General features: G+C 47.5%; 17 protein-coding genes. 11 read left to right on the plus strand and 6 right to left on the minus strand.

Going from position 1 to position 19,614, the window contains the following annotated elements:
• Positions 1-482 precede the first annotated feature (482 nt).
• The 4 genes from speF (at position 483) to pdxY (ending at position 5,339) form a co-directional block, all read left to right on the plus strand.
• Entirely contained in the window at positions 483-2,663 is a 2,181-nt protein-coding gene (gene speF, locus MHO32_RS15550) for an ornithine decarboxylase SpeF (protein ID WP_005429232.1), read from the plus strand.
• Positions 2,664-2,728: 65 nt separating this feature from the next.
• Entirely contained in the window at positions 2,729-4,039 is a 1,311-nt protein-coding gene (potE, locus tag MHO32_RS15555; RefSeq protein WP_005447372.1) for a putrescine-ornithine antiporter, read from the plus strand.
• 146 nt (positions 4,040-4,185) lie between these two features.
• On the plus strand, positions 4,186-4,368 hold the full coding sequence (locus MHO32_RS15560; RefSeq protein WP_005447373.1) for an AbrB/MazE/SpoVT family DNA-binding domain-containing protein: 183 nt from the start codon (positions 4,186-4,188) through the stop codon (positions 4,366-4,368).
• 107 nt (positions 4,369-4,475) lie between these two features.
• Positions 4,476-5,339 carry a pyridoxal kinase PdxY gene (gene pdxY, locus MHO32_RS15565; protein WP_114321873.1) on the plus strand — a complete coding sequence of 288 codons (864 nt, stop codon included), beginning with the start codon at positions 4,476-4,478 and terminating at the stop codon, positions 5,337-5,339.
• A 53-nt stretch (positions 5,340-5,392) separates the two neighbouring features.
• Here the strand turns inward: pdxY and MHO32_RS15570 are convergent, their stop codons facing one another.
• The 4 genes from MHO32_RS15570 to MHO32_RS15585 form a co-directional block, all read right to left on the minus strand.
• Positions 5,393-5,887, minus strand: coding sequence for a hypothetical protein (locus MHO32_RS15570; RefSeq protein WP_029788364.1), 495 nt, complete (start codon positions 5,885-5,887; stop codon positions 5,393-5,395).
• A 169-nt stretch (positions 5,888-6,056) separates the two neighbouring features.
• The gene (locus tag MHO32_RS15575; RefSeq protein WP_050932351.1) at positions 6,057-6,734 is read right to left on the minus strand and encodes a 3-oxoacid CoA-transferase subunit B; all 678 of its coding nucleotides are present in this window, start codon (positions 6,732-6,734) and stop codon (positions 6,057-6,059) included.
• Positions 6,734-7,387: a CoA transferase subunit A gene (locus MHO32_RS15580; RefSeq protein ID WP_050909971.1), complete on the minus strand. Its 654-nt coding sequence runs from the start codon at positions 7,385-7,387 to the stop codon at positions 6,734-6,736. Before MHO32_RS15580 ends, MHO32_RS15575 begins: the two co-directional genes overlap by 1 nt.
• A gap of 27 nt (positions 7,388-7,414) precedes the next feature.
• Positions 7,415-8,620: an acetyl-CoA C-acetyltransferase gene (locus tag MHO32_RS15585; protein WP_239212851.1), complete on the minus strand. Its 1,206-nt coding sequence runs from the start codon at positions 8,618-8,620 to the stop codon at positions 7,415-7,417.
• A 180-nt stretch (positions 8,621-8,800) separates the two neighbouring features.
• Between MHO32_RS15585 and MHO32_RS15590 the strand changes: the two genes are divergently transcribed.
• Positions 8,801-9,688, plus strand: a complete 888-nt coding sequence (locus MHO32_RS15590) for a TIM barrel protein (protein ID WP_045486129.1) — start codon at positions 8,801-8,803, stop codon at positions 9,686-9,688.
• A gap of 31 nt (positions 9,689-9,719) precedes the next feature.
• The gene (locus MHO32_RS15595; RefSeq protein ID WP_050940213.1) at positions 9,720-10,469 is read left to right on the plus strand and encodes a sulfite exporter TauE/SafE family protein; all 750 of its coding nucleotides are present in this window, start codon (positions 9,720-9,722) and stop codon (positions 10,467-10,469) included.
• Between the two features lie 12 nt (positions 10,470-10,481).
• Here MHO32_RS15595 and MHO32_RS15600 read toward each other — a convergent pair whose 3' ends face one another.
• Positions 10,482-11,372 carry a LysR family transcriptional regulator gene (locus MHO32_RS15600; protein ID WP_239212853.1) on the minus strand — a complete coding sequence of 297 codons (891 nt, stop codon included), beginning with the start codon at positions 11,370-11,372 and terminating at the stop codon, positions 10,482-10,484.
• A 70-nt stretch (positions 11,373-11,442) separates the two neighbouring features.
• Complete coding sequence (locus MHO32_RS15605; RefSeq protein WP_005447390.1) at positions 11,443-12,885, minus strand: sugar porter family MFS transporter; 1,443 nt, start codon at positions 12,883-12,885, stop codon at positions 11,443-11,445.
• Positions 12,886-13,423: 538 nt separating this feature from the next.
• Between MHO32_RS15605 and iolE the strand changes: the two genes are divergently transcribed.
• The 5 genes from iolE to MHO32_RS15630 all read left to right on the plus strand — a co-directional run bounded on the left by iolE (position 13,424) and on the right by MHO32_RS15630 (position 19,606).
• A complete protein-coding gene (gene iolE / locus MHO32_RS15610; protein ID WP_239212855.1) occupies positions 13,424-14,317 on the plus strand; it encodes a myo-inosose-2 dehydratase in 894 nt (297 codons plus the stop codon).
• A gap of 93 nt (positions 14,318-14,410) precedes the next feature.
• Positions 14,411-16,282, plus strand: coding sequence for a 3D-(3,5/4)-trihydroxycyclohexane-1,2-dione acylhydrolase (decyclizing) (gene iolD, locus MHO32_RS15615; protein ID WP_050921722.1), 1,872 nt, complete (start codon positions 14,411-14,413; stop codon positions 16,280-16,282).
• A 98-nt stretch (positions 16,283-16,380) separates the two neighbouring features.
• A complete protein-coding gene (locus MHO32_RS15620) occupies positions 16,381-17,556 on the plus strand; it encodes a Gfo/Idh/MocA family protein (protein WP_009706516.1) in 1,176 nt (391 codons plus the stop codon).
• Positions 17,557-17,568: 12 nt separating this feature from the next.
• The gene (iolC, locus tag MHO32_RS15625) at positions 17,569-18,555 is read left to right on the plus strand and encodes a 5-dehydro-2-deoxygluconokinase (protein WP_005447397.1); all 987 of its coding nucleotides are present in this window, start codon (positions 17,569-17,571) and stop codon (positions 18,553-18,555) included.
• Between the two features lie 181 nt (positions 18,556-18,736).
• Positions 18,737-19,606 (plus strand): 5-deoxy-glucuronate isomerase, encoded by an 870-nt coding sequence (locus MHO32_RS15630; RefSeq protein WP_047514349.1) that lies wholly within the window; start codon positions 18,737-18,739, stop codon positions 19,604-19,606.
• The last annotated feature ends 8 nt before the right edge of the window (positions 19,607-19,614 follow it).

Below are 19,614 nucleotides of genomic sequence, written 5' to 3' on the forward strand. Positions count from 1 at the left end.
CGTGTCATTGACCCGATTGCTGCGTCAAACAACTTGGAAAGAGCTGGCTATTACACTGCGTTGTTTTCCTTGCTCTCGAATCAATGACAACGCTCTGAACCCTGCATCTTGAAGTTACTTGGGTATATAGTTTATAAATTGTTAAATATAGGCATATTTATTGTGTTTATTCTTGCTATTAAATCAATCTAGTAAAATATAGAGTGATGAAAATCGCAAAATTTTATTTTCTTTTGATTCCTTTTTTAATAATAACTGGTGAGGTCACATAATTCTTCACCTAAATTCAATTTAAACCAGAATCTAATATCATTGGCTTATCGAAAGGAAAGTGATAAAGATCGCGAAATTTTATTTCGAGAAAATAAGAGTTTTAATTATGAACTAATAATCACGAAATTTGTTTTTTGAATTTTAAATATTAATTTCGTTTGTAATATCTGTGCTTGTCGTCTTTACAGAACAAATAAGAGATATTTCAAATGAAACGTTTAATTATCGGTGTTAGTAATTACATGCCAGAAGACTTCAGTTTATTATCTGAATCTTTGGATGAGCAATTTAACCGAACTTTAAAACCACTTGAGCACGTCGAATTAACTGACGTTGGCGCTGCAATTATTACTTCTGCAGATATTAAGGCTGGTCTACACAAAATTATTTCTGAAACGGGTTATGGCATTCCGGTTTTCTTGGTCACAGATGAAAACCCAGTTTCAGCAGAAGATTACGTATGGTTAACCGGCGTTATCGATTTGGAAAGACAGTCAATTGAATACTACGGTCGCCAAATCAATGAGGCTGTCACCAAATACGAATGTCGCCTACTTCCACCTTTCTTCAAACAATTGACTCACTACGTGGAAATGGGCAACTCTGCATTCGACTGTCCAGGACACCAAGGCGGCCAGTTCTTCAAAAAACACCCAGCAGGTAAACAGTTCTACGATTTCTTCGGTGAAAACCTATTCCGTAGTGACTTGTGTAACGCGGACGTTGATTTAGGTGACTTGCTGATCCACGAAGGTTCTGCTCACCAAGCTCAAGCACACGCAGCAAAAGTGTTCAACTCAGACAAAACCTACTTCGTACTTAACGGCACTTCGGCTTCAAACAAAGTGGTTTGTAACGCGTTAGTGACCGAAGGTGACTTGGTGATGTTTGACCGTAACAACCACAAATCAAACCACCACGGTGCATTGATCCAAGCGGGCGGTATGCCAGTTTACCTAGAAACGGCACGTAACCCTTGGGGTTTTATCGGTGGTATGGATGAGCACTGTTTTGATGAAGAATACATCCGTGCTCAAATCGCGAAAGTGTCACCAGAGCGCGCTCGTGATGAACGTCCTTTCCGTCTTGCGATCATCCAATTAGGTACTTACGACGGTACCATCTACAACGCACGTTACGTGATGGATAAGATTGGTCATCTCTGTGACTACATCCTATTTGACTCGGCATGGGTGGGCTACGAGCAGTTCATTCCTATGATGAAAGACTGTTCTCCATTGCTACTGGATCTGAAACCAGAAGATGCGGGTGTGATTGTGACTCAGTCTGTTCACAAGCAACAAGCAGGCTTCTCTCAAACATCGCAAATCCACAAAAAAGACCACCATATCAAAGGTCAGGCTCGCTACTGTAACCACAAACGCTTCAACAACGCGTTTATGATGCACGCGTCAACTTCACCATTCTACGCGCTGTTCTCAGCATTGGATGTGAACGCGAAGATCCACGATGGTGAAGCGGGTCTGCGCCTATGGCGTGATGCGGTTAAGACTGGTATCGAAGCACGTAAAGAAATCCTGAAAAGTTGTGAGCTGATTCGTCCGTTCATTCCTGACCAAGTTGATGGTCAACCATGGGGCAGTTACGACACCGATCTTATCGCAACCAATAAGAAGTTCTTCATGTTCGAGCCAGACGCAAGCTGGCATAAATTTGAAGGCTACGGCGAAGGTCAGTACTTCGTTGACCCATGTAAATTGCTACTCACTACAGCAGGTATTGCTGAAGATGGTAGCTACGCAGACTTTGGTATTCCTGCAACGTTATTGGCTAACTTCCTACGTGAGAACGGCATCATCCCTGAGAAGTGTGACTTGAACTCTATCTTGTTCCTTCTCACTCCAGCAGAGGACATGGGTAAGATCCGTCATCTTGTGGCGCAAATTAACCGCTTCGAGAAATTTATTCGTGATGATGCGCCGCTAAACATCGTGCTTCCTCGCGTTTACGAAGCGAACAAAGAACGCTACCGCGGCTACACCATCCGTCAGCTATGTCAGGAAATGCATGACATGTACAAAGAGCTGAATGTGAAGCAGCTACAAAAAGCGATGTTCCGTAGCGAATACTTCCCAACTATGGTGCACAAACCAGATGTGGCAACACGCAAATACTTCCGCGGCGAGTGTGATTACTTGCCTCTGAAAGAAGCGGTAGGTCGTGTCGCAGCAGAAGGTGCGCTTCCTTACCCTCCAGGCATTATCTGTGTGATCACGGGCGAAATCTGGACTCAACAAGTGGTCGATTACTTCTTATCTCTAGAAGAAGGCATCAACCGATTCCCAGGCTTCGCACCAGAGATTCAAGGTGTGTACCTAGAAGACGTCAATGGTCGCACCACCGCCCATTGCTACGCCCTTAAAGATTAATCTACCCCGTTCGCATCGTGACTTGGTTGTCGCGGTGCGAACCGTTTATTCGTGGAGAATAATTTATGAGTACTGAAACCAAAAAAATGTCGGTGGTGCAGCTAACCATTCTGACATTCATTAACATGGCTGGCTCGGGCATCATTATGCTGCCAAGTAAGCTGGCGCAAGTGGGCACGATTTCGATTCTATCTTGGCTGATTACTGCGGCGGGTTCATTGGCTCTTGCCTATGTATTTGCAAAGTGTGGTCGCTTTAGTAAACGTGACGGTGGTATGAACGGTTATGCATCGTACGCGTTTGGTAAATCGGGTGCGTTTATGGCGGGTTGGACCTACGGCTTGTCATTGTTGATCGCCAACATCGCGATTGCGATAACCTGTGTTGGCTACGGATCTGCGTTTTTTGAAGTGACCTTGTCGCCAGTAGAGACCTGTCTGTACACCATCGCTATCCTTTGGATTTGTACCTTCGCTAACTTTGGTGGTGCGAAGATTACTGGTCAAATCGGCTCGTTTACGGTCTGGGGCGTTATCCTTCCTGTGTGTTCTTTGGGTATCGTTGGTTGGTTCTACTTTAGCCCAACCATGTACGTAGAAGCGTGGAACCCGCACCACCTACCATTTGGTGAAGCGGTAAGTGCGTCGATCGCGATGACACTTTGGGCATTCCTAGGTCTTGAATCGGCTTGTGCGAACTCAGAAGCGGTAGAAAACCCAGAGAAGAACGTACCAATCGCAGTATTGGGCGGTACGCTGATTGCGGCAGTGGTTTACATTGTTTCAACCAACATCTGTTCTGGTATCGTAGCGAACTCTGAGCTTGCTGCCTCTACAGCGCCATTCTCAACAGTATGGACAGTGATGCTAGGCTCTACGGCGGGTAAAGTGGTTGCGGGTATGGCAGTTCTTGCTTGTGCAGGTTCACTATTGGGTTGGCAGTTCACTATCGCGTCAGTATTCAAATCATCTTCAGATGCAGGCTTCTTCCCGAAACTGTTCTCACAAGTTGATAAGCGCGGTACACCAATCAAAGGCATGGTGGCTATCACGGTTATCCAATCGGTGCTTTCTTTAATGACTATCTCGCCAACATTGAACGAGCAATTTGAAGCGCTGGTTAATCTGGCGGTAGTGACGAACGTCATTCCTTACATTCTATGTATGGGCGCAATCTTCATCATGCAGCAAGTGGCGCACGTGCCTGAGCGCGAGATGAAGACAACGAACATCATCGCTCTGATTGGTTCTCTGTACAGCTTCTATGCGTTGTACGGTTCTGGCTACGAAGCCATGATGTGGGGCTCTATCGTTACCTTCCTAGGTTGGAGTGCGTACGGTCTGATCGCTTCTAAACACGAACCTCTCGTGAACTAAGTTTTTTCAATCGAGCCTTCCCATACGCGGTGTGGAGGGCTCTTTTGCTTTTATCCATAACCTTTTGATTTGAAACACTAGGTAAGTTGAGGACACAACACCACTCATAACGTGAAAACTCATTTTCGACAATTGGGGGACGAAAGATGATTAGCCAACCTGTTAAAATCGGTGACGATACCGTCGTAGTCATTCCAAGCGTGATCCTGACTGAGCTCGGGATAAGGGAAGGGGACACCCTCGAAATTGCGCTCAATAAAGACAAAATGGAAATTAAGAAAATGGTACTGAAAACCAGCTCTCCAATCGATTCGAGCGAAGAAGGCTAGAATTGAGTTAGAGAATCTTGGTTTGTCGGATACACTACTGGTTTCGCAAATCTGGCGCTCGCCGCTGTCTTTGAACTATTGATAACAACAAGAAGAGGTCTGGTACTATGCAAGGTATCCTCTCTATACAATCTCATGTTTCTTTTGGTCACGCTGGTAACAGCAGTGCCGTTTTCCCAATGCAACGCATGGGCTTTGAAGTGTGGCCTATTCACACGGTTCAATTCTCTAACCACACCCAGTACCAAGAAGGCTGGACGGGTCGTGCGTTCTCGGCTGATGACATCAGCGAATTAGTTCGTGGTCTTGGCAACATTGGCGCGCTAGAGAAGTGCCAAGCCGTTCTGACTGGCTATCAAGGCAGTGCTGAGCAATGTCTGGCAGTCGAAGAAACCGTCTCCAAAGTAAAACAAGAAAACCCAGACGCACTTTATGTGTGTGACCCAGTGATGGGCGCGCCAGATAAAGGCTGTATTGTGGCGCCGGGTATTGCAGAAAACTTGTTAAACCGTCTGATGCCAATGGCAGATGTGATCGTGCCTAACCAGTTCGAGTTAAGCCAATTTGCAGAGATGGAAATTCATACGTTGGATGATGCGATCAACGCTTGTCAGCGTGCACTAGCAAAAGGTCCTAAAGTGGTGTTGGTGAAACACCTTTACTGTTTGTCTGACGATAGCTTCAATATGTTACTTGCGACGCAAGAAGGCACTTATTTAGCGAAGCGCCCTCATTTTGAATTTGCTAAAGCCCCCGTCGGTGCAGGTGATTTGATCTCGGCGATTTTTACCGCTGGCTTGCTGAAAGGTTGGACGCCAAAACAAGCCTTCCAACACTGCCACGACGCGTGTTACGGCGTACTTAATGCGACTTACCAAGCGGGCGAATGGGAACTGCAAACCATCGCAGCACAACAAGAGTTCGTTGAGCCGAGCAAGCACTTCCCATTGGAAGAAGTGACATTAAGTTAAGTCTTATCATTGGTAGGAAAGAGGGAGCACAGTGCTCCCTTTTTTGATCTTCATTAACAGCCAGTGGTGTCAATTCTAAAGCTGTGTCCATCAACGCCTTTGCTGTCCATTCGATAGTAGGCGTAACACTGATTTGCCATCAGTGCCTCTGGTGATTCGTCACTGCCGTAACCGACAATTGAATAACGATTGTTTTCGATAAAGACCAAGTCTGCTTGTTTCATCTCATCAGTGATGGTCAGATTGTCGAAAAATCCAACTTGCTCACCACACTCACTCTGAGTCTCTGGATAACCGTTGTAGAAATCTTGATAGCCAAGAGCTGTCAGGACGCACTGGTTTGCGCCTCGGTCCTGCTTAAACGCTTTTGCATTGTTGTGTAGGAGCGAGACGTAATACTGCATGTCAGCGAACAGAACTTGGATTGCAGCACTGCGGGCAGCAGAAGTACGTTGGTTAGAATAATGGACTGTGGCTACGGTTAACCCTCCGAGTACCACGGCGGTCAACAGCCACTCTTTTGCTGAGAATCCAGACAACAATCTCATTGGTTTTTACCCTATGTACAACTCAACCATATGCGTAACTGAGCGGGATTCTACGCATCGATTTTCGAAAATTTAAGGGCAAATAGCGTGTTTCAGAAAAACCTGACAGAAACTTGAAGTACGATCAAAGTATGAAAAGAGGAGCATAGTGCTCCTCTTGATTTTTGGATTAGTTTGGTGTCGGCATGGGAATAAGGCTAGGTGATACAATCAGTTGGGCTTCTGACGCCGTTTGTACCTCTTCAACGGAAAACTCCGGTGCGAGTTCGGTTAACATCATGCCTTTATTGGTGATTTCGAACACGCCCATTTCAGTGACAATCAAATCTACCTGACCCACAGCGGTCAGCGGTAAAGTGCAATGCTTAAGCAGTTTTGGATTGCCTTTCACCGTGTGTTCCATGGCGACAATAACTTTCTTTGCGCCGACCACAAGATCCATTGCGCCGCCCATTCCAGGCACCATTTTGCCCGGAATGATCCAGTTGGCAAGATTGCCACGTTCATCCACTTGCAGTGCTCCGAGCACGGTTGAATCCACGTGACCACCGCGAATGATGGCAAAAGAGTCCGCGCTATTAAAGTAGCAAGAGCCTGCTATAGCGGTGATGTTTTGTCCGCCAGCATTAACCAAATCTGCGTCGAGTTCCCCTTCTGAAGCCAGCTTATCAATACCCAGCAGACCGTTTTCAGCTTGCAGAAGCAGTTCCACGTCTTTGTCTACTTCATTAGCAACCAGCGTTGGCAAGCCTATACCAAGGTTAACGATGTCGCCATCTCTCATCTCTTGAGCAACGCGCCATGCAATGCGGCGGCGAACGACTTCTTTATCTAATTGTGCAGTCATTAGTTGCCCTCCACTAAGATGTAATCGACGTACAAACTTGGGGTATGCACGGCTTCAGGCTCAATATCGCCCAATTCCACAATCTGCTCTGGTTCCACCACCACGGTTTCCGCCGCAGTTGCCATTAAAGGGTTAAAGTTCTGAGTGGTTTTGCTATAGAAAACGTTGCCACGACGGTCAACTTTAGATCCACGAATCAGTGCTAAATCGGCCTTCAGTGGCATTTCCAAGAGATATTGTTTGCCGTCAATTTCAATCACACGTTTGTTCTCTGCGACGATGGTGCCAAGTCCTGTTGGTGTTAGTACGCCACCCAAACCTGCGCCAGCACTGCGAATGCGCTCTGCCAATGTACCTTGAGGAACAAGCTCCACTTCAAGTGTGCCTTCATTCATTTGTTTGCCCGTTTCGGGGTTAGTGCCAATGTGCGAGGCATACAGTTTCTTCACGCGCTTTTCCGCGATAAGTCGACTAGAACCTCGACCCGGTGAGCCTGTGTCTGTGCTGATTAAGGTAATGTTTTTGATGTCTTTTTTGATCAACAAGTCAATTAAACGTTCTGGTGCGCCTGTTGCCATAAAGCCGCCAATCATGATGGTCATGCCGTCGTGCAATAGGCTTTCAATTTGCTCTGTAGTGGCTGCTTTTTTCATGTTTTTCGTGTTCATGAGAGGCTCCTTCTAACAACGTTTCAAAATTAACGCCGTGCCCATGCCACCGCCGATGCACAGTGATGCCAAACCGTAATCACGGCGAGTGCGCTGCAGTTGATAAACCAAGGTGGTCACAATGCGGTTACCTGATGCGCCGATTGGGTGACCAAGTGCAATGGCACCGCCACTTAAGTTACTGCGTTCTAGCAGCCACGCTTCATCGATATTGTGTTGCTCGGTAAGGGAACGAACCACGCCAAGTGCTTGCGCAGCAAAGGCTTCGTTAAGCTCAAAAACGTCGATATCTTCAATCGCCATTTCGGCTTTGGCTAAAGTATTGGCAATTGCAGACACCGGACCTAGGCCCATCACTTCTGGAGCGATAGCACCTTGTCCGTATTCGATGAGTTCAGCTATTGGCTTGAGGTTATGGCGTTTTACGGCACTTTCTGAAGCGAGCAAAATTGCGGATGCACCATCATTAATACCGGATGCATTGCCTGCGGTAACACTGCCTTCTTTATCGAATGCAGGACGCAGTGCTTGTAGACCTTCAAAGGTGCTGCCGGCTTTCGGATATTCATCGTTCTTTACTTCGAATTGGCGCTTGCGATCCACTATCGTAATTGGCGCAATTTCTGCTTCAAAATGACCATTTTCTATCGCGCTGATCGCTTTACGTTGGCTTTGTAAGGCAAAGGCATCTTGGTCTTCTCGGCTGATTTGGAATTGCTTGGCGATGTTTTCTGCCGTAACACCCATGTGGTAATTGTGGAAGGCATCTGTCAAACCATCTTTGATGATGCTGTCTTCTTGGAGTTGATGACCCATGCGATAACCGCGACGAATCTGACCGGAAGAGATGTATGGTGCGTTGGACATACTCTCCATGCCACAAGTAAGCACTAGCTCTGCGTCGCCTGCTCGGATATGGCTTGCGCCGTCCATGATGACTTTCATGCCACTGCCACAAATCATATTGAGTGTGTAAGCCGGAACGGACTCTGGAATGCCTGCCTTCATTGCGGCTTGGCGACCCGGTCCCATGCCTGCGCCTCCAGTAAGTACGTTGCCAACAATCACTTCATCGATTTGTTCTGGGGCAATGTCCACTTGCTCCAAGGCTGCCTTGATGGCATGAGCGCCCAGTTCAACACTAGACAATGACGCTAATGAGCCATTAAAGCTGCCAATTGGGGTGCGCTTTGCCGCCACAATAAAGATTCGTTCCATACCGCTGTTTACTCCGTAATCATTCTGTCATAACCAGTGTAGGGAGTGCGATGTGGTCGCGATATAGCCAGGAATTCAAAGCCGCTTTGCGAAAATGCAAAGTACAAACGAGGCGTAAATCACGAACTTTTACCCCTACCAATCTTAAGGTGAAAAGAAATCAACTTAGGAGAAAAACACATGCTTGATCGTATTGCTTGCGCCCCATGTTGCTGGGGAGTGGAAGAGGCATCTCATGCGACCAATCCAAGCTGGGGAAAGGTGTTAATGGATGCAAGTGACAGTGGCTTTCGTGGTATTGAATTGGGACCGGATGGTTTCTTCCCTGAAGATCCTGAACTGGTGAAAAGTGCGTTTCGTGTACGTGGACTGCAGGTGTGCGCTGGCAAGGTACAAGTGCCATTTTGCGACTCTGCAAACATGTCTGCCATTTTGGAAGAAGTCGACACCGTCTGTCAGCGTTTAGATTCGCTGGGCGTAAAGAATTTACTGATCATGGAAGGCATTCATACGGAACGTTATGGCTATATCGGACAAAGCGTCACTGCACCGCGTCTGAATATGGAAAATAAACGGACCATGATTGTTAACCTTGAGCGAATTATTCGCGTGGCAAGCCAATATGGTTTGCGCTGTTTGCTTCATCCGGGCATTGGCGGCTACATCAGTTATAAAGATGAGATCGATTTTGTCATGAGTCAGATTCCCGGGACCAAACTGGGATTATGCATCGATATCGGGCATGTGTTTTTAGATGGGATGGACCCGCTAGGGATCATTCGTCAGTACGGATCACGCATCGAGCATATTCATGTTAAAGATATCTCGACGGACAAATTGAGACTAGCTATCCGTGATAAGTTGGAATGGGTTGACGCCTATAGTAAAGGATTGATCACTCCCTTAGGGGATGGCGATATCAAGCTGCAACAAGTGATGAGTGCACTTAAAGCAGCCGACTATCAAGGTTGGATCGTGGTCGAGCATGAGCACGGCACCGCAGACGTGAGTCAGGTTTCGCGTGATTTAAAACGCAGTCGCGATTATCTCGCTCAGATTGTGGCGTGATTCGAAACTAGATGATGAAAAGGCAGTAATGATGCTCAGCGATCCTTGGTTCTATCTTTTGGCGATTCCTGCGGTGCTAATTTATGGCATTGGTAAAGGTGGGCTCGGTGGAGCGCTGGGCATTTTGGCTGTTCCTATGATGGCGCTGGTGATACCGCCAACACAAGCCGCAGCGATTTTATTGCCGATTCTATTGGTGATGGACGCATTTGCGGTGCGTCATCATTATCGAAATGCCGATGTTCGAGTACTCAAAACTATGTTGCCGGGGGCTTTGCTTGGCGTGGTATTAGCGGGGTTATTTTTGAGTATCACCCCAGAGTCGGGGTTGAAGATCACCGTTGGCGTGCTGTCTTTGCTGTTCTGTTTTCAGTATTGGCTAAGTGGTGAAACTCCATCTCAATCGGGGAAGTTAGGCGCTTGGATTTGGAGTACTCTGAGCGGTTTTTCCAGTACCGCAATTCATGCTGGTGGCGGCCCAGCGAGTATCTATTTACTGCCGTTGAAACTGCCTAAAATCAACCTAATAGCGACCATGGCACTGTTGTTCGGCATAGTGAATGTAGCGAAACTCGTACCTTACATTTGGCTTGGCGAGTTTGATTCGACCAACTTAATGACTGCGTTGGTGTTGATTCCACTCGCGCCTGTTGGCGTTAAAATGGGCGTGTATCTTTTGCATCGCGTCAGTCAGGAAAAAATTTATCAGCTCTGTTACTTGTTCTTGTTTCTTTCAGGTGCCAAGCTGACTTTCGATGGCGTGAGCACTTTATTGTTTTAACTCCAATCCGACTCAACAAGGTTTTTCCAATAAGAACTCTTTGAACTTTATTGCCACTGGAGATGCAGTTTTGGGTGAATGGTAATACAGATTCAAACTCCAAATACTGGTCTCATACTCTTCCAATAGTGGTATCAACTCGCCTTTCTCGACTGCTTTTTCGGTGACGAATTGCGGTAAGTAGGCGACACCAGCTCCTTTTAAGGAGCCACTTAGTAATAGGTCGCTGTCGTTCACCTCGATTGTTTTTGGCACTTTGAGTACCATGTTTTCCACACCTTGGCGGAAGATCCAATCATTGCTGCCCGTCAGTGTGGTTGCAATTAAGCAAGCGTGGTCTCGTAGTGCTTCTGGGTGCGTGGGCAAGCCATATTTTTCTAGGTATTGCGGCGAAGCCACGACGATAAACGGGCACTGCATCAGCTCGCGCTTCACCAGTAATAAATCTTTTTCACGGTAGCCTTGGAAGCTGGCATTGGCACTGATCATTAGGTCACAAGTACTGGCGTGATCCAATGCCCAAGGAGTGACGTTGATGTTGAAGGTCACCTTTGGGTTGAGTTTGGAATACTCGGCGATTTTATCCATCAGATAGTGATTGGCATAGACGGGCGTGCACGCGATGTTGATGTGACCTTTTTCGCTGTCTTGGAAGTCTTCTAACTTGCGACTGATGCGCTCTGCGTTGTCGACTAAAGGAGAAAACTCTTCGTATAAGGTTTGCCCCGCTTGAGTGGCTTCCAATAACCGATTCGAGCGGCGACATAAGGTTGTACCGAAGTGTTGCTCCAGTTCTTGCAGCCAACGGCTTCCTGCGGAGACCGAAATGTTGAATTTTCGTGCTGCGGAGGAGATAGACCCAGAGCGGATCACATAGACAAAGAACGCCATTTTATCGAGCATGAGTTTTGCCTCCAAAGCAAAAAGGGAACAAGTGCGATCACCTGTTCCCTTTGTAAAACATTAAGTTATCTTATGCACGTGCTTCAGTCGCACTTCCAGATACTTTTTTACCCAGTTTTTTCGCCATCGCTTCTTCCATTTTCTCTAAGCTGACGCCTTTCGTTTCAGGCACATACTTAACAACGATGACCATACAGATGAGTGACAAGACGCCGAATAGCCAGAAGCTAAATGCACCATTGAATTGCTCTTTTAGGTAAGGGTTTTCGTTTAGCATTGGGAAAGATTGCGTCACGATGAAGCCTGTAAACCATTGTGCGCCGACGGCGATGGCCATGGCACGAGAGCGAATGCTGTTCGGGAATATTTCTGAAATCATGGTCCAACATGCACAACCCCATGATGTCGCGTAAGACACTACGTACAAACACAATGCGAACAGTGCTGCGTAGCCTTCGGTTTGTTGGTAAAGCACATAGCCGACCACGAACATACCAAATGCACAACCAAAGGTGCCGTATTTCATTAATGGTAGACGACCTACTTTATCAATCAGGTACATACCAAGTGCGTTACCACCGATAAAGACAATGCCGACAAAGGTAGTTTGGAACAGCGCATTTTCTGTTGAGCCAGTGATCGGTTTTAAGATCTCAGGTGTGTAGTACATGATCACGTTGATGCCCGTTAACTGTTGAGCCGCCGCAACGAACGTACCAATCACTAAGATGGCGAACAATAATGGCGAACGCAGGCTGACTTTGTTCTTCTTCGCACCGACGGTTTCTTTCAACGACTCTTGGATCTCTTTGATCAAACGATCTGCGTGTTTCGGGTTTGAGATACGAGATAACGTCTCTTTGGCATCGTCTACTTTGCCTTTCAAAACCAGCCAACGTGGTGATTCTGGGATGAGGAACAACAACATTGCGAAAAGCGCGGCAGGAATCACTTCAGAGCCAAGCATCCAGCGCCAGCCCATATCCACTAACCAAGCCTCTGACATGCCTTTTGCGATGAGGTAGTTGACGTAAAACACACCCGTTTGACCGATAACTGCCGATTGCTGGAACATGCTCACCGCACGACCTCGGAAGTCTTTTGGTGCGACTTCTGACATATACATTGGTGATACCACACAAGCCAAACCTACAGCTACGCCACCGACGATACGTAGAACCACATAGAAAGAGAAGGTTTGAGCGAGTGCAGAGCCAATGGCGGATATGATGAAGAGAATGGCGGCGATGAAGAGGGTGTTGCGTCGACCGTATTTTAGGGCTGCCCAGCCTGCGCTGACCGCACCGATGATACTACCTAATACTACGCTGGATACGGCCCAGCCAGTTTGAGCTGGTGACAGTCCGAAGTAATCACGGATTGGACCAATTGCGCCAGAGATAACAGCAGTGTCGTAACCTAATAAGATGCCTCCGAGCGCAGCGATACAACAAATCCTAACGATGTAGGCGATATTGTGCTTTCGAGCTTCGGCCTTGGATGTAGCTTCCATTGTTTTTTCCTTTATTAGATCCCCAAGCTTTCCTTTAACCATCGAATAAGATCAAGTTGGGTAGCGGCCAATACTCTGTTTTGTAGGGTACGAGTATTGGGTATCTATATTGCCGACTTTTAATGTTTATTAGATGTATGAAAATTATTTTTCATTTGTCGGTTGCATTTATCATATTTACTCTTTTGTTATTCGACTAGGTGTCTGTTCGTTTTTTATCCTAAAGTGTTACCCAAATCAAAAAATGAAAAACATTTTTCATTTTTAAATGTCAGCATAAGTTATTGAAAGTAAAGGTTTTAAATAAAATGAGATCTGGCGCAAGTTTGCTTGTAGGGCTTGCTGTGATTGGCTTTTTTCATGATTTAACAATTTGATGACATCGATTTCATGTTGTGAAAAATATTTTTCATTTAAAGTTTTTTTCGCTAATGTAATTTCCAGTGAAACGAAATCGGTGAAAGAAAAGCATCTATAAAAACCACGCTTTTACTTCACGACATTTATTAAATAACGGAAACATTGTCGGAGAATAAAAATGAGCAACGTGCAATATGGAATTAGCCCACTGACTTGGACAAATGATGACATGCCAGAACTGGGCGGCGACATCCCATTGGAAACGTGTCTAAGTGAAATGGCGGAAGCTGGTTTCACTGGAACAGAGTTAGGTACCAAGTACCCACGTGAGCCAGAAGTCCTAATCCCTCTACTAGAAAAGCATGGCTTAGTACTCGCTTCTGGCTGGTACAGCGGCAATCTCATGAAGCTGACTGCAGAAGAAGAAATTGCAGCGATGCAAGAGCACATCAAACTGCTTAAAGCGGCAGGTTGTAAAGCTATGGTGTTTGGCGAAGTGAGCAACACGGTTCACGGCGACATCAACACGCCACTTTCTCAGCGTGTGATCCTGACGATGGACGAGTGGAAAACCTACTGTGCGAAGTTAACTCAAGTTGCTGAATACCTGCTTAGCGAGCACGACATTAAACTCTCTTTCCACCATCACGTTGGCACCATCTGTGAAACCGAAGATGACATCAACATCATGATGGAATTCACCGGCGAAGCCGTTTACCTAACTCTAGATACGGGTCACATCACTTACGGTGGTGGTAACCCAGTGACCATGATTAAGCGTTGGGGTCATCGTATTGGTCACATGCACTTTAAAGACCTTCGTCTAGAAGTAATGAAAGCTGCACGTGATGCAGACAAATCATTCCTAAATGCAGTGCTTGATGGCGTATTCACTGTTCCTGGTACAGGTGACGTGGATTACGACGACGTATTCGCAGCATTGAAAGAGCGCAACTACCAAGGCTGGTTGCTGGTTGAAGCAGAGCAAGACCCAGCGAAAGCGCACCCATTGACGTACGCGAAAACCGCTTACGAGAACATCACAGGTTACGCGAAGAAATACGGCCTATAAGAGCACAAGCAAGGAAGGGGAGATTCGTCTCCCCTGTATCAAGCCGCGGAGACAACGTGGCTACAAAAATGATTGATACTACCGGGGAAGACAATGAAAACTGTACGCCTAACTGTTGCAGAAGCGCTAGCTCAGTACCTAGCCGCACAAATGATTGAAATTGATGGTAAAAAAGAACAGCTGTTTGGTGCGGCATTTGCCATCTTTGGTCACGGTAACGTGACGTGTTTTGGCCAACAGCTAAAAAATATCGAAGACAAAATTCCGACTTGGCGTGGTCAAAATGAGCAGTCGATGGCAACAGCGGCAATCGCGTATGCCAAAGCGAACTTACGTCGTCGTATCGGTATCGCGACCAGTTCAATTGGTCCGGGTGCAACCAATATGGTTACCGCAGCAGGTATCGCACACACAAACCGTTTACCAGTGCTTTTGATTTCTGGAGACGCTTACGTCAGTCGTCTGCCAGATCCTGTACTTCAACAGCCAGAGAATTTCTACGATCCTTCGATCACTTGTAACGATGCGTTCAAACCGCTAACACGTTACTGGGATCGCATTATCTCGCCAACGCAATTGATGCACTCATTGCCTCAGGCTATTGACACCATGCTTGACCCAGAAACCTGTGGTCCAGCGTTTATCGGCTTACCACAAGATATTCAGGGCGTGGCTTACGATTTCCCTGAAGTCTTCTTCCAAGAAAAAGTACACCGCATTCGTCGTCCAGAGCCAGAAGTGGCAGATCTAGAGGATGCAAAAGCGGCGCTGCTTAGCGCGAAACAACCTTTGGTTATCTCTGGTGGTGGCGTGCATTACTCACTAGCAACGGACGAGTTGGCTGCCTTTGCGAAAAAACACAACATCCCTGTGGTTGAGACCATTGCTGGTCGCGCCACGATGCTGCAAAACAATCCTCTAAACGCAGGTCCAATCGGCGTGACAGGTTCAGACTCTGCAAACTACATGGCAGCGCATGCGGATGTGGTGTTGGCTGTGGGTACTCGCTTACAAGACTTCACGACAGGCTCTTGGTCGGTGTTCAAGAACCCAGATATGAAGCTAGTTACCATCAATACCGCACGTTTTGATGCCATTAAACATCGTGCTATTCCAGTTAAAGCAGACGCAAAACGTGGCTTAGTTGAGCTGTCTAACCTACTGGGCGATTTCCGTAGTAGTGACGAGTGGGCGGCAACGGCGAAAGCGCAAGCGGATGAATGGAAAGCCGTGGTGCATCGTCGTACTCATCCTCAACCAGGCGACCTACTCGACGGTACGTCTTCTTATGCAGAAGTGATTGGCAAGCTCAACAAATCTATGCAGCCGGGCGACACCGTACTTACGGCAGCGGGTGGCTTACCAGCAGAGCTTGCGATGAACTGGCAGAACTACCAAATTGGTAAGTTCGACATTGAATTTGGCTTCTCTTGCATGGGTTATGAAATCGCAGGTGGCTGGGGCGCGAAAGTTGCGAACCCAGATAACGATGTGGTTGTGCTCGTCGGTGATGGCTCTTACCTGATTCAAAACTCAGACATCTACTCGTCAGTGCTGACGGGTCACAAGATGATTGTCGTGGTATGCGATAACGGTGGTTTCGCGGTGATCAACAAGCTGCAAAACAATACGGGTAACGAGTCGTTCAATAACCTATTGGAAGACTGTCGCCGTCCTGATGGCGAGGTAGCTCGCGTGGACTTTGCTAAGCATGCCGAAGCGCAAGGCGCAATCAGCGAGAAGCTGACCTCAATCGACCAGTTTGATGAAGCATTCCAACGCGCTAAAGAAGCCGACCGTACTTACGTGATTGTGGTCGACATCGACCCAGTATCGCCAATGGCTTGGTCTAAGTGTGATTGCTGGTGGGAGGTGGGACTTCCTCAAGTGACACGCAATGACGACACCGCAGAGAAAGTGGCTGCATGGGAAGAAGGCAGAGCAGCACAACGCGCCGGCGTTTAAGCCCAAACCGATTTATGTATCAAAACATCCAGCTTTAAAACAGATTTCAATAATTCGATTTATAGGCTCTTGAGCAAGAGCCTATTAAGGAGTCAAACATGTTTAATGAAGAACGTCATTTTGAGCAACCAATCCGTTGGGCAATGGTCGGCGGTGGTCGTGGCAGTCAGATCGGTTACTCGCACCGTAATGCGGCGCAGCGCGATGGTTTGTTTAAATTGGTTGCTGGTGCATTCGATTTGGACGCGGATCGTTGTCGTGATTTTGGTGAGAACTTAGGTCTCGATGGCGACCGTTGCTACGCAAATTACAAAGAGATGTTTGAGAAGGAAGCGCAACGCGAAGATGGCATTCAAGCTGTTTCGGTAGCAACGCCAAACTCAACTCACTACGAAATTTGTAAAGCAGCACTGGAAGCTAACTTGCACGTGGTGTGTGAAAAACCAATCACCTTCACGACGGAAGAAGCAGAAGAGCTCAAACAGATCGCAGCAGAGCGCAATCGCGTGATTGGCGTGATGTACGGTTACAGCGGTTTCCCAATGGTTCAGCAAGCGCGTGAAATGGTGAAGCGTGGTGATCTGGGTGAGATTCGTGTGGTGAACATGCAGTTTGCTCACGGCTTCCACAACGAAGAATACGAGAAAAACGATCCAGGTTTGAAGTGGCGCGTCAGCCCAGAAGTCTCAGGTCCAACTTATGTTCTGGGTGATGTGGGTACGCACGCTTTCTACCTGTGTGAAGTGATGACGGGTCTTGAAATCGACCGTCTGTCTTGCATGCGTCAAAGCTTCATCAAGTCACGTGCTCCGCTCGAAGATAACGCTCACATCATGATGCAATTCAAAGATGGCGCAGTCGGTACGCTTTGGGCGTCGGCAGTGAATGCAGGTTCGATGCACCAACAAAAAATCCGCATCGTCGGTTCGAAAGCGTCCATCGAATGGTGGGATGAGCAACCAAACCAACTTCGTTTTGAAGTGCAAGGCGAAGCACCACGCATTCTAGAGCGTGGCATGGGCTACCTATACCAAGATGCGCCGGGTGTGGCTTCTAACCGTGTTGGTGGTGGTCACGCAGAAGGTTACTTCGAATCATGGGCGAACTTGTACCACCGTTTCGCGTTGGCATTCGATGCGGCTGACCGTGATGACCAGCAAGCGCTGTCTGAAATTTGGTTCCCAGGTATCGACGCAGGTATCGAAGGCGTACGCTTATGCGAGAAGTGTGTGGAATCTGCAGACCAGAACGCCGCTTGGGTTGACTACAAATAATAGGAACAGACGATGACAAACATTGCACTTGAAACAAATCGACCATTGGATGCCATCGTTTTAGGACGTGCGGGCGTAGATCTCTACGCTCGCGAAGCTAAAACCGACATGGCAGATATCTCTGGCTTCAACAAATTCGTTGGTGGCTCAGCCGCGAACATTGCGGTGGGCATTGCCAAGTTAGGCGGTAAGGTCGGCTTTATTGGCTGCGTGGCTGACGATGCATTCGGTGGTTACGTTAAAGGTTACATGACGGAGCAAGGTATCAACCTTGATGGCATGAGAACCGATGGTTCTGGTTCGCGCACCTCGGTGGCATTCACGGAGATGAAGCCAAAAGATTGCACCGTGCTTATCTATCGTAACAACGCATCGGATTTGACCATCAAGCCAGAAGAGATTGATCCCGCTTACATCGCTAGTTCAAAAGTCTTGGTTGTCACGGGAACGGCATTGTCGGAAAGCCCAAGCCGTGAAGCCACTTTGATTGCGATGCAGCACGCGCGCCGCAGCAATACCTTAGTGGTGCTGGATGTTGATTACCGCCCTTACTCTTGGCGCACGGATACCGATGCTTCGATTTACTACGGCATTGCCGCGGGTCTTTCAGACATCGTGATCGGTAACCGTGAAGAGTTCGACATGATGGAAACCGTCATTGCTCCGGGCAACACCGATGATGACCAAACGGCGGCTCGATTCCTAACGGAGAACACGCAAGTGGTGGTGGTGAAAGCCGGTGAGCATGGTTCGAAAGTGTACGACCGTACGGGGCATAAGTTCGAGCAAGGCATTTTCCGAGTCGAAGCCAATAAGCCATTTGGCTCTGGTGACTCATTCGCCGGCGGTCTGATTTGGACGCTAGTTACTGGTGGTTCGTTAGAAGAGGGCGTACGCAACGGCACGGCAGCAGCGGCGATTAATGTCAGCGGTCACAGCTGCACAGAAGCCATGCCAACTAAGGAACAACTATTCGATTTTATTGAGACGCGAAGTTAAGCACGGTTTGGTGCTTTCGGGCACCACATTGCTGCGCGTTTGGTCTCCCGGGCCGGTATGTCACTTTGAGGGTAACCAAACAGTGCGCGTACACACCATCGTGGCCCGGCTTTTTTGTTAAGCCACTTTCAGAAGGATAGTGCAGCCTCGTTTCACTACGAGCTGTGAGGAGAAAAGAAAAATGGGAAAACACATTCCACCATTTGATAACAAGAATGAACCAATTATTGGTGCGAACGACGAAGTAACGCCGCTATGTTACTTCAACCAAGTGTTCTTGAATCAGAACGAAACTTTTGACCATGTTATCGAAGGGTATGAGTCTGTCATCGTATTGGCTGGCGGCACTTGCAGCATCACCGTGACGAAAGACGGTGAAAGTGAAACGTTCGACAACATTGGTAAACGCAAATCAGTTTGGGACGGCAACCCAGAAGCGGTTTACGTACCACTTGGCTACCGCGCGACCATCCAATGTGTGAGCGACAAGGCTGACGTTATGATTGCGGGTGGTAAGTTTGAAGCGTCACTGGAGCCTTTCTGTGTTCGCGAAGAGAACGTAGACATGGTTCAGTACGGTTCAGATGAGACTAAAACTCACCGCAAAATCAAACACGTGCTGGGTCAATCCAACGCAGACAAACGTGGTCGCTTATTGGTGAGTGAGCTATTCACCGTTGGTGCAGGTGGTTGGTCTGGCTTTCCACCACACAAGCACGATGAAGATCGTGTTAAGCCTGATGGCAGCAAAGAAACCCTTTATGAAGAAGTGTACCAATTCCGCTTTAACCCAGATTTCGGCTTTGGTGCGCAGTTCCTATACGAGCATGAAGACGACTTTGGTCCGGTTTACCATGTGCGCACGGGCTCAGTGATCGCCATCGACAAAGGTTATCACCCAAGTGTGGCGGCGCCGGGTTATGAAATGTATTACTTCACCATCATCGTTGGCAAAACAGAGAAATCTTTGATTCAGCATTTTGATCCGCACCACGAATACCAAGTGGAGACGATCCCTGGCATCAAAGACATGATCGCGAAATTTAAGTAGGGGAATCA

Source organism: Vibrio sp. MMH1-50 (genome assembly GCF_022347645.1).
GTDB lineage: Bacteria > Pseudomonadota > Gammaproteobacteria > Enterobacterales > Vibrionaceae > Vibrio > Vibrio harveyi.

Bases quoted from the DNA above. Each gene is read 5' to 3' on its own strand.
- speF (WP_005429232.1), top strand. From the start codon at position 483: ATGAAACGTTTAATTATCGGTGTTAGTAATTACATGCCAGAAGACTTC.
- potE (WP_005447372.1), top strand. From the start codon at position 2,729: ATGAGTACTGAAACCAAAAAAATGTCGGTGGTGCAGCTAACCATTCTG.
- MHO32_RS15560 (WP_005447373.1), top strand. From the start codon at position 4,186: ATGATTAGCCAACCTGTTAAAATCGGTGACGATACCGTCGTAGTCATT.
- pdxY (WP_114321873.1), top strand. From the start codon at position 4,476: ATGCAAGGTATCCTCTCTATACAATCTCATGTTTCTTTTGGTCACGCT.
- MHO32_RS15570 (WP_029788364.1), bottom strand. From the start codon at position 5,887: ATGAGATTGTTGTCTGGATTCTCAGCAAAAGAGTGGCTGTTGACCGCC.
- MHO32_RS15575 (WP_050932351.1), bottom strand. From the start codon at position 6,734: ATGACTGCACAATTAGATAAAGAAGTCGTTCGCCGCCGCATTGCATGG.
- MHO32_RS15580 (WP_050909971.1), bottom strand. From the start codon at position 7,387: ATGAAAAAAGCAGCCACTACAGAGCAAATTGAAAGCCTATTGCACGAC.
- MHO32_RS15585 (WP_239212851.1), bottom strand. From the start codon at position 8,620: ATGGAACGAATCTTTATTGTGGCGGCAAAGCGCACCCCAATTGGCAGC.
- MHO32_RS15590 (WP_045486129.1), top strand. From the start codon at position 8,801: ATGCTTGATCGTATTGCTTGCGCCCCATGTTGCTGGGGAGTGGAAGAG.
- MHO32_RS15595 (WP_050940213.1), top strand. From the start codon at position 9,720: ATGCTCAGCGATCCTTGGTTCTATCTTTTGGCGATTCCTGCGGTGCTA.
- MHO32_RS15600 (WP_239212853.1), bottom strand. From the start codon at position 11,372: ATGCTCGATAAAATGGCGTTCTTTGTCTATGTGATCCGCTCTGGGTCT.
- MHO32_RS15605 (WP_005447390.1), bottom strand. From the start codon at position 12,885: ATGGAAGCTACATCCAAGGCCGAAGCTCGAAAGCACAATATCGCCTAC.
- iolE (WP_239212855.1), top strand. From the start codon at position 13,424: ATGAGCAACGTGCAATATGGAATTAGCCCACTGACTTGGACAAATGAT.
- iolD (WP_050921722.1), top strand. From the start codon at position 14,411: ATGAAAACTGTACGCCTAACTGTTGCAGAAGCGCTAGCTCAGTACCTA.
- MHO32_RS15620 (WP_009706516.1), top strand. From the start codon at position 16,381: ATGTTTAATGAAGAACGTCATTTTGAGCAACCAATCCGTTGGGCAATG.
- iolC (WP_005447397.1), top strand. From the start codon at position 17,569: ATGACAAACATTGCACTTGAAACAAATCGACCATTGGATGCCATCGTT.
- MHO32_RS15630 (WP_047514349.1), top strand. From the start codon at position 18,737: ATGGGAAAACACATTCCACCATTTGATAACAAGAATGAACCAATTATT.